General features: G+C 37.0%; 14 protein-coding genes and 1 pseudogene. 9 read left to right on the top strand and 6 right to left on the bottom strand.

The window, feature by feature from the left end; all coding sequences use genetic code 11:
* Positions 1–34: 34 nt before the first annotated feature.
* The 3 genes from BN52_RS03585 to BN52_RS03595 all read left to right on the top strand — a co-directional run bounded on the left by BN52_RS03585 (position 35) and on the right by BN52_RS03595 (position 4,313).
* Positions 35–1,342: an NCS2 family permease gene (locus BN52_RS03585; RefSeq protein ID WP_008472849.1), complete on the top strand. Its 1,308-nt coding sequence runs from the start codon at positions 35–37 to the stop codon at positions 1,340–1,342.
* A 175-nt stretch (positions 1,343–1,517) separates the two neighbouring features.
* On the top strand, positions 1,518–2,828 hold the full coding sequence (locus tag BN52_RS03590) for an NCS2 family permease (protein ID WP_008472850.1): 1,311 nt from the start codon (positions 1,518–1,520) through the stop codon (positions 2,826–2,828).
* 180 nt (positions 2,829–3,008) lie between these two features.
* Positions 3,009–4,313 (top strand): NCS2 family permease, encoded by a 1,305-nt coding sequence (locus BN52_RS03595; RefSeq protein WP_008472851.1) that lies wholly within the window; start codon positions 3,009–3,011, stop codon positions 4,311–4,313.
* A 101-nt stretch (positions 4,314–4,414) separates the two neighbouring features.
* Here BN52_RS03595 and BN52_RS03600 read toward each other — a convergent pair whose 3' ends face one another.
* The gene (locus BN52_RS03600; protein ID WP_008472852.1) at positions 4,415–5,632 is read right to left on the bottom strand and encodes an MFS transporter; all 1,218 of its coding nucleotides are present in this window, start codon (positions 5,630–5,632) and stop codon (positions 4,415–4,417) included.
* 182 nt (positions 5,633–5,814) lie between these two features.
* Here BN52_RS03600 and BN52_RS03605 point away from each other — a divergent pair, with 182 nt between their 5' ends.
* The 5 genes from BN52_RS03605 to BN52_RS03625 all read left to right on the top strand — a co-directional run bounded on the left by BN52_RS03605 (position 5,815) and on the right by BN52_RS03625 (position 9,879).
* Positions 5,815–6,624 carry a helix-turn-helix domain-containing protein gene (locus BN52_RS03605; RefSeq protein WP_008472853.1) on the top strand — a complete coding sequence of 270 codons (810 nt, stop codon included), beginning with the start codon at positions 5,815–5,817 and terminating at the stop codon, positions 6,622–6,624.
* A 248-nt stretch (positions 6,625–6,872) separates the two neighbouring features.
* Positions 6,873–7,310 (top strand): CopY/TcrY family copper transport repressor, encoded by a 438-nt coding sequence (locus tag BN52_RS03610; RefSeq protein WP_008472855.1) that lies wholly within the window; start codon positions 6,873–6,875, stop codon positions 7,308–7,310.
* A gap of 1 nt (position 7,311) precedes the next feature.
* Positions 7,312–7,689 (top strand): cupredoxin domain-containing protein, encoded by a 378-nt coding sequence (locus BN52_RS03615; RefSeq protein WP_008472856.1) that lies wholly within the window; start codon positions 7,312–7,314, stop codon positions 7,687–7,689.
* Entirely contained in the window at positions 7,686–7,973 is a 288-nt protein-coding gene (locus BN52_RS03620) for a cupredoxin domain-containing protein (RefSeq protein WP_094777115.1), read from the top strand. Before BN52_RS03615 ends, BN52_RS03620 begins: the two co-directional genes overlap by 4 nt.
* Positions 7,960–9,879, top strand: coding sequence for a copper-translocating P-type ATPase (locus BN52_RS03625; RefSeq protein ID WP_008472858.1), 1,920 nt, complete (start codon positions 7,960–7,962; stop codon positions 9,877–9,879). Before BN52_RS03620 ends, BN52_RS03625 begins: the two co-directional genes overlap by 14 nt.
* Positions 9,880–9,947: 68 nt before the next feature.
* Here BN52_RS03625 and BN52_RS03630 read toward each other — a convergent pair whose 3' ends face one another.
* Complete coding sequence (locus BN52_RS03630; protein WP_008472859.1) at positions 9,948–11,183, bottom strand: MFS transporter; 1,236 nt, start codon at positions 11,181–11,183, stop codon at positions 9,948–9,950.
* Positions 11,184–11,238: 55 nt separating this feature from the next.
* Between BN52_RS03630 and BN52_RS03635 the strand changes: the two genes are divergently transcribed.
* On the top strand, positions 11,239–11,877 hold the full coding sequence (locus tag BN52_RS03635; RefSeq protein WP_269082150.1) for a LysR substrate-binding domain-containing protein: 639 nt from the start codon (positions 11,239–11,241) through the stop codon (positions 11,875–11,877).
* A gap of 57 nt (positions 11,878–11,934) precedes the next feature.
* Here BN52_RS03635 and BN52_RS03640 read toward each other — a convergent pair.
* From BN52_RS03640 to gndA, 4 genes and pseudogenes are all read right to left on the bottom strand, one after another.
* Positions 11,935–12,357 (bottom strand): annotated as a pseudogene (locus tag BN52_RS03640) (AEC family transporter); the annotation flags it as partial.
* 306 nt (positions 12,358–12,663) lie between these two features.
* On the bottom strand, positions 12,664–13,053 hold the full coding sequence (locus tag BN52_RS03645; RefSeq protein WP_008472864.1) for a DUF350 domain-containing protein: 390 nt from the start codon (positions 13,051–13,053) through the stop codon (positions 12,664–12,666).
* A 206-nt stretch (positions 13,054–13,259) separates the two neighbouring features.
* Positions 13,260–14,819, bottom strand: coding sequence for a ClC family H(+)/Cl(-) exchange transporter (locus BN52_RS03650; protein ID WP_008472865.1), 1,560 nt, complete (start codon positions 14,817–14,819; stop codon positions 13,260–13,262).
* Between the two features lie 96 nt (positions 14,820–14,915).
* The gene (gene gndA / locus BN52_RS03655; RefSeq protein WP_008472866.1) at positions 14,916–16,301 is read right to left on the bottom strand and encodes an NADP-dependent phosphogluconate dehydrogenase; all 1,386 of its coding nucleotides are present in this window, start codon (positions 16,299–16,301) and stop codon (positions 14,916–14,918) included.
* Between the last annotated feature and the right edge of the window lie 109 nt (positions 16,302–16,410).

Consider the following 16,410-nt stretch of genomic DNA (forward strand, 5'->3'; position numbering starts at 1 on the left):
AAAAAACGAACATTTTTACTTTGGAGATGTGAAGATGAAGTTTATTAACTCATATTTCAAACTTGCCGAAAATAATACTACTGTCAAAACAGAATTTTTAGCAGGTCTTACTACATTTATTAGTATGTCGTATATTCTTTTCGTTAACCCTAGCGTCTTAGGTGCTAGTGGTATGGACACAGGCGCCGTGTTTGCGGCAACGGCCTTAGCATCCGCTTTAGGTACAGCAATCATGGGTATTGTTGCTAACTACCCTATCGGTGAAGCTCCTGCCCTAGGAATCAACGCCTTCTTTGCTTACACTGTCTGCGTCGGTATGCACGTAAAATGGCAAACTGCCTTAGCTGCTGTTTTCGTTGCTTCCTTTATCTTTATTTTGATTACCATGTTCAAATTACGGGAAAAAATTATCGATGCTATCCCTGCTGACCTAAAATTTGCCATTTCTTCAGGTATCGGTCTGTTTATTGCCTTCCTTGGTTTACAAAACGGTAAGTTAATTGTTGCTAACAAGTCCACCTTAGTAGGTCTTGGTTCACTACATGATCCACTTGTTTGGATTACGATTTTCGGACTTTTGGTAACTATCATTCTTATGATCTTGAATATCCCTGGAGCTATTTTTATTGGGATGGTGCTAGCAGCTATCTTTGGCGTAGTCACTGGTCAAATTGCTTTACCTAATAAAATTATCTCAACTGTCCCTAGCCTTGCTCCTACTTTTGGTCAAGCAGTGTTCCACTTAAAAGATATCAATACCTTGCAGATGTGGGTGGTTGTGCTTACCTTCTTATTGGTAACTTTCTTTGATACCGCCGGTACTTTAATTGGCTTGGCACAACAAGCCGGATTCATGAAAGATAACAAGATGCCTCGTGTTGGTCGCGCTCTTGCTTCCGACTCTAGCGCTATGATGGTAGGCTCTATCTTAGGTACTTCACCTGTTGGCGCTTTTGTCGAATCCAGCGCCGGAATCGCGGTTGGCGGTAGAACTGGTTTAACCGCAGTATTTGTAGCAATCTTTTTCCTAATTAGTATGATTTTCAGTCCATTACTTGGACTATTTACCAGTCAAGTTACTGCTCCTGCTTTAATCATCGTTGGAGTTTTAATGGCGCAAAATACTGCTCATATTCACTGGGAAAAATTAGAGATTGCTGTTCCTTCATTCCTGATTTTGCTTGGAATGCCTTTGACTTATTCTATCTCTGATGGATTGTCACTAGGTTTGATTACTTATCCAATTTGTATGATCGCAGCCAAGCGTCGCAAAGAAATCAGCCCAATGATGTGGATTCTCTTCTTTGTTTTCCTTATCTTTTTATGGGTACTAAATTATTAATCGTTCAATTAAGACCTAGTTTTAACTAGGTCTTTTCTTTTTTCGCAATTTCAGTTGATTTTTTGAACATTTTTAACTATTATAAAAATAAATATTCGGTTAATAAGTAATATTTATGCCGGCATTTGCTATTTGTTGATTATATTTTTTATTTTTACGAACTATAGGAGTATTTATGGATTCACTAAGTCGTTTTTTTCATTTAGAGGAAAACCATTCTTCTTTCAAAACAGAATTATTGGCTGGGTTAACGACCTTTGTCAGCATGTCCTATATTTTATTTGTCAATCCCAACGTTTTAGGCGCTAGTGGCATGGATAAAAGTGCCGTCTTCACAGTAACTGCTGTTTCCGCAGCTTTCACTTGTATCGTTATGGGATTAGTAGCCAACTATCCAATTGCTTCTGCCCCAACCTTAGGTTTAAATGCCTTTTTCACCTACACGGTGTGCTTAGGTATGCACGTAAAGTGGCAAACTGCTTTAGCAGGAGTTTTGGTAGCTTCAATTTTGTTTATTTTACTAACGCTATTCAAGATCAGAGAATTGATTATCGATGCTATTCCTGCCGATATTAAATACGCTATCTCAGCCGGAATCGGTCTATTTATTGCTTTTATTGGTTTACAAGGTGGTAAATTAATTCAAAACAGCGATTCAACCTTGGTTACCGTTGGTTCGTTGAACAATCCCACAGTATGGGTTACAATTTTCGGATTATTGGTAACGATTTTCCTTATGATTGCCCGCGTACCTGGAGCAATTTTTATTGGAATGATTCTAGCTGCGGTCTTTAGCTTAATTACTGGTCAAGCGCAATTACCAAAAGCAGTTGTCTCAGCTATTCCAAGTATGGCTCCTACTTTTGGTCAAGCACTGTTCCACATCGGTGAAATTAATACCATGCAAATGTGGGTAGTAGTCTTTACTTTCTTATTGGTTACCTTCTTTGATACTACGGGTACGTTGATCGGTTTAGTACAACAAGCAGGATTAATGAAAGACAATAAGATGCCTCGTGCTGGTCAAGCTTTAATCGCTGACTCTGCAGGTATGCTTGTTGGTTCAGTGATGGGAACTTCTCCTGTCGGTGCCTTTGTCGAATCTAGCGCTGGAATCGCTGTTGGTGGAAAAACCGGTTTAACTGCTGTTTGGGTTGGAATTTTCTTCTTGATCAGTACCTTCTTCAGTCCCATTCTTAGCCTTTTCACAACTGCTGTTACTGCCCCAGCTTTGATCATCGTCGGGGTCTTAATGGCTGAAAACTTAGCTCACGTTCATTGGACTAAATTGGAAATTGCCGTTCCTGCTTTCTTAATTACAGTGGGAATGCCTCTAACATATTCAATTTCTGATGGGTTGGCATGGGGAATCATTGTTTATCCGCTTTCCATGTTGGCAGCTAAACGTATAAAAGAAGTTACGCCAATGATGTGGTTGTTGTTCGTAATTTTCATCATTTATTTTGCCGTATTAAATGTTAAATAATCCATTTCATTAGGATTGTATCAAGGTTACCCAAAAGGTGGCTTTTTTATTTATGTTTGACTCTCTATTAAAATAAAAACGTTATCATGTTTATCAGAATTGTTTCTCTTTTAGCAAAAATATTTGTGATAAAATTGGATAAAGCTATTTTGTATTTGTTGTTAGATTTGGAGGAATCTTGTGCTCGATAAAGTCTTTAAATTGAAGGAAGCAAACACCACAGTTAGTCGCGAATTAGTCGCAGCCCTAACTACGTTCGTCAGCTTATCCTATATTTTATTTGTTAATCCAAATATTTTACATGCAGCCGGTATTCCTGCTGGGGCTGCCTTCACTGTTACTGCAATTGCAACAGCAGTTGGCTGTTTCATTATGGGCTTAGTCGCCAATTATCCAATTGCCCTAGCACCAACTTTAGGTAGTGGTGCATTCTTTGCCTACAATGTCTGTGTGGGAATGCACATTAAATGGCAAACCGCTCTTGCATCGGTTTTAGTAGCATCAATCTTGTTCGTATTGATCACAGCTTTACATCTACGTGAACTAGTCGTCGATGCTATCCCACAAGACTTGAAATACGCTATTTCTGCAGGGATTGGTTTATTTATCGCCTTCATTGGCTTACAAAATGGCAAGCTAATCGTTAACAGCGATTCAAGTTTGGTAACGCTAGGTAAGTTCTCATCGCCAGCCGTTTGGATCAGTTTGTTCGGCTTATTGATTACTGTCATTTTAATGGCAATGAATGTTCCAGGATCGATTTTCATCGGGATGATTATAACCGCAATTTTTGGTATCGCAATTGGTCAAATTCCATTACCACATGGTTTTATCTCAACTCCACCTTCAATTGCGCCTACCTTTGGTCAAGCGGTTCTCCACTTGAAAGATATTAATACGCCACAACTATTCATGGTAGTTTTGACTTTTCTTTTGGTAACTTTCTTCGACACTGCAGGAACTTTAATTGGGATGACCGAACAGGCTGGTTTAGTTGATGCCAATGGTAAAATTCCACGAATTGGTCGTGCTTTTGCAGCCGACTCAACAGCCATGATTGAAGGAGCTGTATTAGGTACTGCACCTCTTGGAACTTCTGTTGAATCAAGTGCTGGCATTGCCATGGGTGGTAAAACTGGATTGACTGCTATGTTTATTGGGATCTTTTTCTTGATCAGTATGATTTTTAGCCCACTACTGGCAGTTATTCCAACAACGGTTACCGCTCCCGCCTTAATTATTGTAGGTGTTTTGATGGCTTCGAATTTGAAGAAAATCGACTGGGATAAATTTGAAGTTGCTTTTCCTGCATTTTTGATTGTTGTGGGAATGCCATTAACTTATAGTATTTCTGATGGTTTGGCTTTGGGAATGATTGCCTACCCTATCACTATGTTAGCTACCAAACGCTATAAAGAAGTTTCCGTGATGATGTATATTCTGTTCTTCATCTTTATTGGTTTCTTCTTAATTACGAATTTATAAAAGTACAAAAAAGAGGATCGATGACAATTGGATCATCGATCCTCTTTTTGTGTTTCATGTGAAACATGGATTTACTTTCTATCTTTTGAGCTCTAAATAAACTATTTAAGTATGTTTGACGCAGAATCTGTTCTTATTTTTATAAAAATCATTAATATCAATAATATTAATACAAATGAAATAATGAAATTAGCTATTACTACAAATAAAACGTTAATTTTAGTCAACATCAAGCTTGATAAGATCATTGAACAAATTGAAGCGATTCGCCCAATGCTCGATCTAAGTGAGGTTATAGATGAAATTCTCTCGATTGATACAAAAGTAGAAAATAACACACTGCAATAGTACTCAACAACTGTAAATAAAAAGATCAATAACATATAAAAAGCAATAAACAGATAAGACTTGGTAAAGATAAGTAAACAAATTGCTGAAATCATGGCAATCAATGTCAATGGGATATAATATCGTATCTTCGATTTGTTCTTATCAAAATTAATATTGTAAGCAGCTAAACTTATTAACTGAAAAACAATATATACAATGTAGAAATTTTTCTTATCTAGCCCCTTGTTTAAAAACAAACCCTGCCATAATTGATAGTGTGCCTGAAAGAAAAATTGGCTAGAAAAAGTTAAAGCAATCATTATCTTTAACCCTTTAGATTTCTTTATTTCATTAAATCCACTTACTATTTCTGAAACAATACTAGGCTTTTCACTTGTAACACTATTAGTTATACCTTCTTTATAACCAGGTACTATGGTTATAATTGCTAAAATCACTAAGATAATTCCCACAAAATAAAAATTTACGCCAATTTTGTAGTATATCCATGAACCAATTGTGCTTCCAACTAACAATGAAACAAAATCTAACTGATTACTTACACTAATAAATTTACTTAATCGATTTGTTTGATCAGTTTGCTTTAGTGAGTTTATGATGTCAGCATCTAATGTACCACTATCTAACGCATTTCCTATTCCATATAAAAACCAGGCAAAACACATCCAAAATAGTCCGGAAGTAAATACAACAACTAGCATCATAGCTAGCAGCAATACTCTTGAAATGACATATAGCTTCTTTTTCGAATATAAATCTGCTAATAATCCGCTAGGATATTCAAACAGCAATACTGCAGCACTATAAGTAGTTTGAACCAACATTATTTCTGAAAGTGACAGACCTTTTTGAAATAAAACAATTGTTAGGACGGCATGAGGCAATGACATGGCAATTGTTGTTAATGCGTACGAAATTAAATACGCTCTGAGATTTAGTTTCATGATATTAGACAAATATTTCTCCATAGTATAAGATCACATCCCTATTCTTTCACTAATACCAAGTTGTCCCCTACTTGATACATCCATACTCAATTTATAAAGTAATTATTATAATTATAAGACATGATACAATCTGTTTTAGTATTTATTTTTAATATTGCATATTGTATAATAAGCTGCAAATATGCAATTATGAGGAGAACATTATGGAAATAGGCGAACTTTTAAAAAAATACCGCTTGAGCCTTGGTATAACTCAAAAACAAATGGCTGAAAATATAGTTTCAACTTCATTTTATTCTCGAGTAGAACAAGGAATATCAAGAATTAATGCCATCGACCTCTTGAAAATATTAAAATTACACAGCATAAACAAAACCGACTTTTTTAATCAAATTTCAGTTGACGTTTCTGATCACTCCAATAATAATGCTCAACTAATAAATATGCTATTCGTAGCTTTTTTTGACAATGACTTATCTCAGATCACAACTATAAAAAGTAAAATTGAGCAGGATTCTTCAAGTTCACAAAACGTCAAGCTATATGCTTCTTTAATAGAAGCTTCATTACGACATGACCCTTCTTTAATAGATGATGAACTACGGTTTTTTATAAAGAAGAACCTATTTAATGGCTTGAATTGGACAATCTCCAACTTAAAATTATTCGTCAATTCGATGTTTATCTACGAGATAGACGAATTAGCATTTTTAGTACATTCCATTTTAAAGAAATACAGGGCAACCGATAATGAAGAACTTCAAAAAATAACCGCTAGTATTTGTATAAATTTTTTAGATTTAAGCTATAGGAATGCTGATTCAACCTTTTGGAATGAAATTTTGAGTTTTATAAAGGACCTTCCTAATACTCCAGATTTATTGATGTACAAATTATTAGCTAAATATTATCAGGCTCTTCTTGCTAAAGATCCTACTACTTTAAAACAAATAAGGGATATCTTGCTTCTTGGTGGATATCATAAATATTTGGATTTATTACCTAAATACTAAATATGCAATCGATAATATAATGTGCAACTAACAAATCATACTTCGTCAATTTATTCTATAATTTGGCTAAAACGTGTAGAAGACCATGATAATTGTAATTAAACCAAAATAAAACATTCTAAGCTTAAAAGCGAATTGATTTTGTTGATCAATTCGTTTTTTATATTTCTACCTAACCTCATGCTTTATCGTTGACAAATGTAAACAAAGACTGTATATTTACACTTGTAAACGAAAGAAGGTAGAAAATGACAAAATTATCCATGATTCCCGAAGCTGAATGGGAAGTTATGCGAATTATTTGGACTACTGGAACGATCAGCTCTAGTGATGTGATTACCAACCTCCAAGAAAAAACTTCTTGGACTGAATCAACTATCAAAACGCTTCTGCGCCGATTAGTTGCTCAAGGCTGGTTAAAAACGGAAAAACAGGGGCGCAAATTTCTATATACCCCTACTATCGATCAAACAGAAATGATGTATCGCGCAAGCATGGACATGTTAGATCGGATGTGCGATATGCACAAAGGAACTCTGCTCATTCAATTACTGCAAGCAGTACCTATGAGTAAAACCGACTTAAAGAAACTCGCATACCTTGCTAACGAAAAAGCTGTCACTGCTCCCGAAACTGTCCCTTGCAATTGTTTGCCTAATAACCTAACTAAAGGAAAGGACTGTTAAAATGTCACTCGTACAAATTTTGGTATTATTACTCGCCTTAGTTTTAATTGCTTTTATCGGATGGTGGTTCTTTGCTCCCCATCAAGAAGAAGCAGCAGCTGGACAAGTAATTGACAATCAACAATCAGCCACAATTGTAGTAAATGGTGGCTACTCTCATGCTACGGTAATTTTGCGCAAAGGCATCCCTGCTACAGTTAAATTTGACTTGCAGGATTCCACTGCCTGCTTGTCCCGCATCACTTTTGAGCAGCTTGGCGTTAACGAAGCGCTCGATAAGAATCAACCAACAGTAATTAATATTCCCACTGATCAAGCCACAACCTATAATTTTGCTTGTGGGATGGATATGTTTCATGGAAAGGTAGTTGTTAAATAATGTTTTTCAAGAAAGAGCAAGTTAAAAAAGTTGTCGTTGATGGTGGCTACAAGCCTGATGTTATTCACCTTAAACAAGGTATTCCGGCTAAGATAAAATTTAAGACTGGTCAAAATATTGGTTGTTTAAATGAACTAGTCTTCAAAGAGTTAGATCAAAAATACGAGCTAGAAAAGTCTGCAGTTAAAGTCATTGATATTCCAACTGATCAAGCTGGCGAACTTAATTTCGCTTGTGGCATGGACATGTTTCATGGAAAGGTAGTTATTGATGAAGCTAAGTAACATTCAGCGCTTCTGGATTTCCCTTATCCTTTCGCTTCCAATGATTATTCAAATGCTGGCAATGCCCTTTCATTGGATGCTTCCTGGCTACAATTGGTGGGCCTTGGTGACTACTACTGTCATTATGGCAATATCTGCTGCTCCTTATTGGAAAAGCGCCTGGTCTGCTTTCAAAAAACACAATGCCAATATGAACACTTTAGTTGCCATCGGTACAGCTGTCGCTTATTTTTATAGTATTTTTGCAATGTTTACCGGACGTGCAGTCTACTTTGAAAGTGCTGCTTTTGTAACGATTTTCGTCCTTCTAGGCGATGCTATGGAAGAAAAAATGCATCATAGTGCTTCTGATGCATTGAGCAAACTTCTAAGCATGCAAGCCAAAGAAGCTGAAGTTAAACGAGGTGAAGCCTTCATTAAGCTACCGCTCGATCAAGTTCAAGTTGGCGACTTGATTCGCGTTAAACCAGGTGAAAAGATTCCTGTCGATGGTCAAGTAGTATCTGGTTCAACCAATGTCGACGAATCCATGGTTACTGGCGAAAGTTTACCTGTTACCAAAAAAGTCGGCGATAACGTCGTCGGAACAACCATTAACACCAATGGAACAATTCTCTTACGTGCGACTAAAGTAGGAAAAGATACCATGCTGGCACAAATTGTCGAAATGGTGCGTAAGGCTCAAACCAGTCATGCTCCTATTCAAAATCTAACCGATCAGATTTCACATATTTTCGTTCCTGCAGTTTTGATCATTGCAATTTTAACCTTTGTAATTTGGTATGTCTTTTTAGGTTCCACACCAGTAGAAGCTATGCTCTTTGCGGTTAGCGTCGTAGTAATTGCCTGTCCATGTGCCCTTGGCCTAGCTACGCCAACTGCTTTGATGGTAGGGACTAGCCGTAGTGCTAAAATGGGAGTCTTGATTAAAAACGGCGAAGTATTGCAAGAAGTTAGTCGTCTCGACACAATTGTTTTTGACAAAACCGGAACGATCACTGTTGGTAAACCTGAAGTGACCGACGTAATCGGAGATCAGAGAACCATCTTGACTCTAGCTGCTAGTCTAGAACAAAATTCTGAACATCCTTTGGCAAGTGCTATTCTTCAAAAAGCTAAAGAAGTAGGAAGCAAACTTGAAGATATTAGCAATTTTTCTGCAATCGAAGGTAAAGGAATCACTGGAAGCCTTGCAGGACAAGCAGTTAGAGTAGGTAGTCAAAAATTATTTGAATCTGGCGAAATATCGCCCTATTTACTGCAAAAAGCTCATAAATTACAGGCTGAAGCTAAGACTGTAATCTTTGTAGGCCTTGCAGGACAAGCACTTGGACTGATTGCTATCCAAGATCAACCTAAAGCTACCGCCAAACAGGCTATCTTCAGTCTTAAAAACCGAGGCTTTAGAACTGTAATGTTAACTGGTGATAATCAACAGGTAGCTCAAGCAATTGCCGATGAAGTCGGGATTGATCAGGTTATCGCTGAATTGTTGCCAAATCAAAAGGCAGAACAATTACAGCAGCTACAGCATGATGGTCATAAGCTAGCTTTTGTTGGCGATGGAATTAATGATGCACCTGCTCTTTCAACTGCTGACGTTGGAATCGCCATGGGTTCTGGTACTGATGTTGCTATTGAAGCCGGTGGAATTGTTTTAATTCAAAATGATTTATTAGGTGTAGTTAAGGCAATCGACCTGGCCAAAAAGACTTTCAATCGAATCAAGCTTAATCTCTTCTGGGCCTTAATTTACAACACAATCGGAATTCCCATTGCTGCCGGATTATTTATCAAATTCGGTTTACAACTAAGTCCTGAATTTGCTGGGTTAGCTATGGCCTTTAGTTCGGTATCAGTAGTAACTAGCTCATTGCTATTAAACAAGACAAAAATCGTTTCTTAATAAAAAAATAGTGCTAAAGAAGCTGAATGTTTCTCTAGCACTATTTTATTTTAGAAATGGTTTAAGTATCATTTTCGATACACAGTATCGTACTTTTTAAATATTCTTTGATAAATTGGAGTAAAAGTCATGACGGAAATCAAAACCATGATCAGACCCAAAACTGAAATTAAAACTGGTAATTGGCCTGCACTTCCTAGTGGTGCACTCATGGCAGTAGCAATTGGGTTAACAATCGAAAAGATGGTCATAACTGCACCAATCATCATTCCAGTATTATCCTTAGATGATGACATTTGTACAACTGAGAAGTACACAATAGAAAAAATACTATTGAAAAAGCCATAGAATAACCAACATCCAATACAAACAATTGCGGATACTAGTGACTGCCCTACTAGCGAACTAACTCCAACAATTGCTAAACTAAGGGCCTGTAAAGCAAGGCATGTTGGACATACAATTGCCGAATTTACTCGATCCTTAATTTTAGAAAAAGTAAATGCTCCAATAATTCCACCAACCGTAAAAGCAATGTCAATACCGTTATAAACAAAGCGATAATTTTCAAATACTGTAAGTGCAAATTTGGGCATCAACAACCAGATTACATAGAAACAGAAATTGGCAACAATCGCAATTGGTACCATTAACATAATCAGCTTATTATGCAAAACCAACTTCAAGCCATCAGCAAAATCTTCGAAAATATATTTAACTTTCATTTCACTTGCATAAGACGGTGCTTTATCTGGTTTGATAAATCCCAAAAAGATAAAAGAAATAACTACCGATGTTAGCAGAATAATCAATGAGATCACGGGTTTATTAACAGCTACAAAAATTGTAGCCACACCTGAAGAAACAATCGTAGCGATATTATTAGCTAATGAAACCCATGAATTGGCTTCAATTAATTCATCATCATTATCAATCAGAGCTGGTGCAATTGCTTCAGTTAATGGATTATAAACGATGTTTATGACTGAGCTACTAATCACCACAAAACAGACGACAACAACATCCATACTTGGATTAAGCAATAAAAAAGCTGCTCCTATTGCAATGAATATAAATCTCAGCATAATTAAAAACCGCATTAATTTTATCTTGCTATATTTGTCGGAAATATAACCACCAAAGACTGCCAGTAACAACGCAATCATTGATACTGTCCCTAACAGTGATACGATCCCTTGATCATGCGTTTTCTGATACGCATACCAGTAGGCATAGGTTATAAACGCACCCAGTGGTAAGTCATTCAAGAAATCACTTAATACCGTTGTTTTCAGCCTTCTCATAAAACCACTTCTTCCTTTTAGCAAAAATCAGCATTAAGCCTAAATGCTGTTTAATATGGGCTTAATTTTTATATTAGACACAGTGTACTCTTGCAGTCTGAAAAACTCAATATTTTTTCATTTTTATATAAATTTTAATTGCAACAGAGTAAAAAAGCCCCGACATTCCCCTAGGAATATCGAGACTGGTTCAAATGAATTTATCGAGGTTTTGATCCATGGTGAAATTAATTTTTCTTTATTGGGTCTAACCGATCCTAATATGGCTTTTGATATCGATACTCAAGTCATTGCCCACTACCCTTTACGAATTATCGTTGCTAAAACTCATCCCTGGGCTAATAGATCTGGCGTATATTTTCGTGAACTAGCAAATCAAAACTTTATTGGCTTGAGTAGCAATTACCTGCATAATCAAATCTTGCAACAACTAATTAAACAAAATCAAATTGGCCTTAACACCATTTACCGTAGCCCGGCCGTTGCTGTTGTTAAAGCCTTGGTCGCCAAAAATCTTGGCGTATCATACTTAACTAGCTTAGCGATCAACGACGATGATCAGGTAGTGGCACTGCCACTGTTAGATGCGAATCAACCTGATTTCATCCTAGCAGCTGCCACCCGACAAAATCATTTAATGACTGCAAAAGAAGAGCTATTGTGGGAAATTTTAACTAAAAATAAACGAAATTAGCGACTAAAAAAGGCCTCTGAATGTTAGGTTCAGAAGCCTTTTTCAAGATAAGAATTTTTATCCAGCAATCATCATTAGCACTGGCACTACGACAACGAACAGCAACGTACTTAGAACCACTACATTTGTCGCATAATCAACATCTCCATGAGATTCGTTAACTAGTACAGGTAGCACTTCTAGGGCTGGCGTTCCTGCTTGTACAATAAAGGTCTTACCCATCAAACTAGGAACATTCCACCCAATTCCAGGAGCCAATTTAATCAACAAAATCATTACCGCCGGCGCCAAGATAAATCTGCCAAACAACGCTAATAAACTATCGCGATCTATCCGAACGCGACTGATCCCGGAATCAGCCAATACAATTCCGATGTAGATCAAGGCTAATGGTGTTACTAGATTACCAATGTAAGTCAAAAACTGACTAGCAAACATTGGCAATTTCCATCCCGTTAATAGCCAGATAATGGCCACAATATTTAGTTATACTAACTAATAATTATATGTTAGCTATAATTGCATAGTATTTATATCATCATTTATCATAAATGCAAGTGTGGAGCGCTATTTATTAATTGGTTATCGCTATAATAAAAAATCATCAAACTTACTGTCGGACAAGTAGTTTGATGATATCAACCAATATTTTTCCCTGATATTGAGTTTAAATCTTTACCAAATTATAAAATCTCTATCCTAGTTTTATTGATGCAATCAGAATTAACAATAAAAAACTGCCTTGATGATACGTCTTCGTATCAAACAAGGCAGTTTTGGTTTTGATTACTTAAATAAATTTACAAATCCCGTAAAGAACAATACCGCTGCAATCACATAAACCTGCACCACCGCTAAATTGCTTTCATCCTTCTTCAGCTTTTTAGACATCTGTCTGCCTCTTCTAAAGATCAGGATGGATACCAACATAATGCAAATCCCAACGATAATATAAAATAGGTGGCCTAGTTTAATATCGACAGCCCCTGTAAAAAACAGGGTTGACAATGACACAAGAGCTACACCAAAGTAGCCTCCATAATAGATCACTGCTGGAGCCATAGGATTTTCTTTAGAACTTTGATCCCATTTATAGAATTTATAAGTCCGATATAACTCAAATATACCTAAACTAAGCATTATTAAATAGATTACCAGTGAAATTACATTTTCCATGATAATGCACACTTTCTACATACATATAAAGAATATACTGATTATTATCCTCTGATTTAAAATAAACTTCAAGGCCTTTATATCGTTATCACAGCAACTATGAATCTGCTTTCACAATTATAATATCTGATAGTTACTTAATATCATAATCTACAAAAAAATAACCCCCTTCTTTGTGTGTTTTCACAAAAAAGAGGGTTATCATTTTATCCATCTAATTCAACTTCTTGCAGTTTTTTTAGTTGATCGTAAACATATCCGCGTTGATTCGAATCAACCGCTAGTACCAACATATCTCCAGCAGCAATAATTGTTTGACCATTAGGGATGATTTCTTCGCTTCCACGGCGAATCATTTTAACCAAGGTATCCTTAGGCCACTTAATGTCTGCCACCTTTTTATCGACTAATTGGCTACTTTCATAAACTGGAACTGTTAGTTGATCCTCACGGCCACATACTTCACTCTTACCGCCATGTTCACTAGCATACACGCCTTCAGCTAATACATCGTATATTGGACGTCCACCAAGCAATTCATCAACTAACAAAGCAATAAAGGCAACTACCGCTAATGGCATTAAGTGCAATAACGAGCCAACCATTTCCGTAATCAAAATAATCGCCGTAAATGGAGCACGAATGATCGCTGCAAACAACCCTGCCATTGAAAAGATCACTAGGTTTACTACCAAGTTTTTTGGTAATAATCCTAATTGCACCATAAAGGTTCCGTAAGTCGCACCAACCAACGAACCCATAGTTAGAATTGGTAAGAAAATACCGCTTGGCAATCCTGAGTCATAAGAAATAATTGAAAAGACAATTCTCAACAAAAAGAAAAATGCCAATATTCCTACTGTAACCCAACCTTGAGTCGTGATTGTTTTTGCCAAGGACAAAATCAATGGATTACCTGGTCCAGTAACAATCGGCCAGAAGTAAGCAATCGGAACTAAAAATACCATTGGAATTAATCCATGCAACCAACGAGGCAATGCCTTAAAACACAGATATACTTTCTTAACGCTAAACAAACCCATCTTATATAGATGCCCTAAAAGCCCCAAAATCAATCCTAATAAAATCAGATGCCAATAAATTTTTATTGGGAAAGTGTGTTCATATGGTATTGCCAACACGGCTTTTTGACCAAAAATATTTGAAACTACGAAATTAGCGGCAATAGCTCCTGCCAAGGCATTAAGCCAAACACGTGGTGAAAAGTTATGAAAAACTTCTTCTAACACGAATAATGCTCCACTGAGCGGTGCGCCAAAAGCTGCCGCTAAACCACTTGCTGCCCCTGTAGCTAACAAGACACGAGAATCGGTTTTGCTTTCTTTAAAACTTTCACCAACTCCTTGCCCAATCGAAGAACCTAATTGCAATGAAGGTCCCTCAGGTCCTAAAAATAATCCTGTTCCTATTACGAGAATTCCGCCGATTAACTTCCGCCACAAGATTGGCAACCAGTTAACGGACAACTTGCCTTGCAATTGCAATTTAACTTCTGGAATACCTGAACCACCAACATGTGGTTGTTGTTTTACAAAATAGCCAGCAATTACTGCTACAGCAATCAATCCAACAATAATCACCAATAGCCAAGCAATATTTTGATGTGCCATTTGGTACAAATTTAGCCACCATTTTGACGTCGTTTCGATGCCGAACCTGAATATACCCACAACAGCTCCTGTGAGCGCTCCTACTAGAAGTGCTTGTCCTAATAGTTTCAGACTCGTGCCACCTTCAGTTTTCACCTTTAACCCCACCTATCCTTAAATCAATAAATCCATCATACACCAAAAAAAGAACTCCGATCAATGAGTTCTTTTTTTGTGTTACACGTGTAACAACTATTTTTCTTCATACCATTCCATATGGTAAACGCCAGGGCGATCATTACGTTCATAAGTATGAGCACCAAAGTAGTCGCGTTGACCTTGGATCAAGTTAGCTGGTAAATCAGCGTTGAAGATTGATTCAAGATAGTTAAGCGAAGCGCTTAGAGTTGGTGTTGGAATTCCTGATGCAGCAGCTACTGCCACTACTTGACGTAAAGCAGGCAAGTTGTTGGTCATTAATTTCTTGAAGTAAGCATCTTGGAACAATACACTGATATCTTTGTCGTTCTCGTAAGCATTTTCGATATCTTTAAGCATTGCTGAACGAATGATGCATCCCGCCTCCCAATTTTGGGCGATTGCTGGGTAACGTAGGTTCCAACTATAAGCCTTAGCTGCCATGGTTAATTGTTGGAAGCCTTGAGCATAAGCTACAGCTTGTGCTAATTGGAGTGATTTTTCTAATGCGGTGATCAATTCCGGTTTGTCTTGTTTTTCTGTCACACGGTGATGTTCTTCTCTAGTAGTTGCCTTAGACATAAATCTTGCAATTACCGCCTCAGCAATCACACTGATTGGAGCTCCTAGACTGACGCCGTCTTCTAACATCCAATTACCAGTTCCCTTGTATGAAGCCTCATTAAGAATATGATCGATAATATGATCTGGTGTCAAATCATCTTGTTGTTTTAACACCGCAGCCGTAATTTCTGTTAAATATGAAGGTACTAGATCTTCGTTCCAGTCATTGAAAATTGCTGACATTTCATCATTAGTCTTGCCTACTACTTGACGCAAAATATCATAAATTTCAGAAAATTCTTGCATAATTGCATATTCAATGCCGTTATGAACCATTTTTACATAGTGACCGCTTGAACTCTGGCCAATGTAGCTGACACAAGGACGACCTTCAGGAGTTTTTGCAGCCATCGCTTCTAATATTGGTGCTACTTCATTGTAAGCTTCTTCATCACCGCCAGGCATTAGAGCTGGTCCATTCAAGGCTCCCTCTTCACCACCAGATACTCCCATTCCGATAAAGTGGATACCTGATTGTGCTAATTCTTCGCATCTTCTTGTTGTATCATGGAAATTAGAATTTCCTCCATCAATTAAAATGTCACCTTTATCAAGCAAGGGCAACAATCTCTTGATAGTTTCATCGACTGGGCGTCCTGCCATAATTTGAATCAAGATCTTGCGTGGCTTTTCAAGTGCATCAACAAATTCTTCCCAAGTGTAGCATGCCTTCAATTTATCATCTTCATATTTTGCAAAAGCATCTACCTCAGGTTTATCAATACTAAATCCAGCAACTGAGAAGCCATGGTTTCTAACGTTCAAGGCTAAGTTCTTACCCATCACGGCTAAGCCGATAACACCAAATTGTGACATAAAAAATCCTCCATTAAAAAATCGCTAGTATAATTATAACTTTTAGTCACAAAATAAAAAAGCCTGCTTTCCTTACGAAAACAGACTTTTTATCTTTTAACTAATTAAG

This window comes from Lactobacillus gigeriorum DSM 23908 = CRBIP 24.85 (genome assembly GCF_000296855.1).
Classification (GTDB): domain Bacteria; phylum Bacillota; class Bacilli; order Lactobacillales; family Lactobacillaceae; genus Lactobacillus; species Lactobacillus gigeriorum.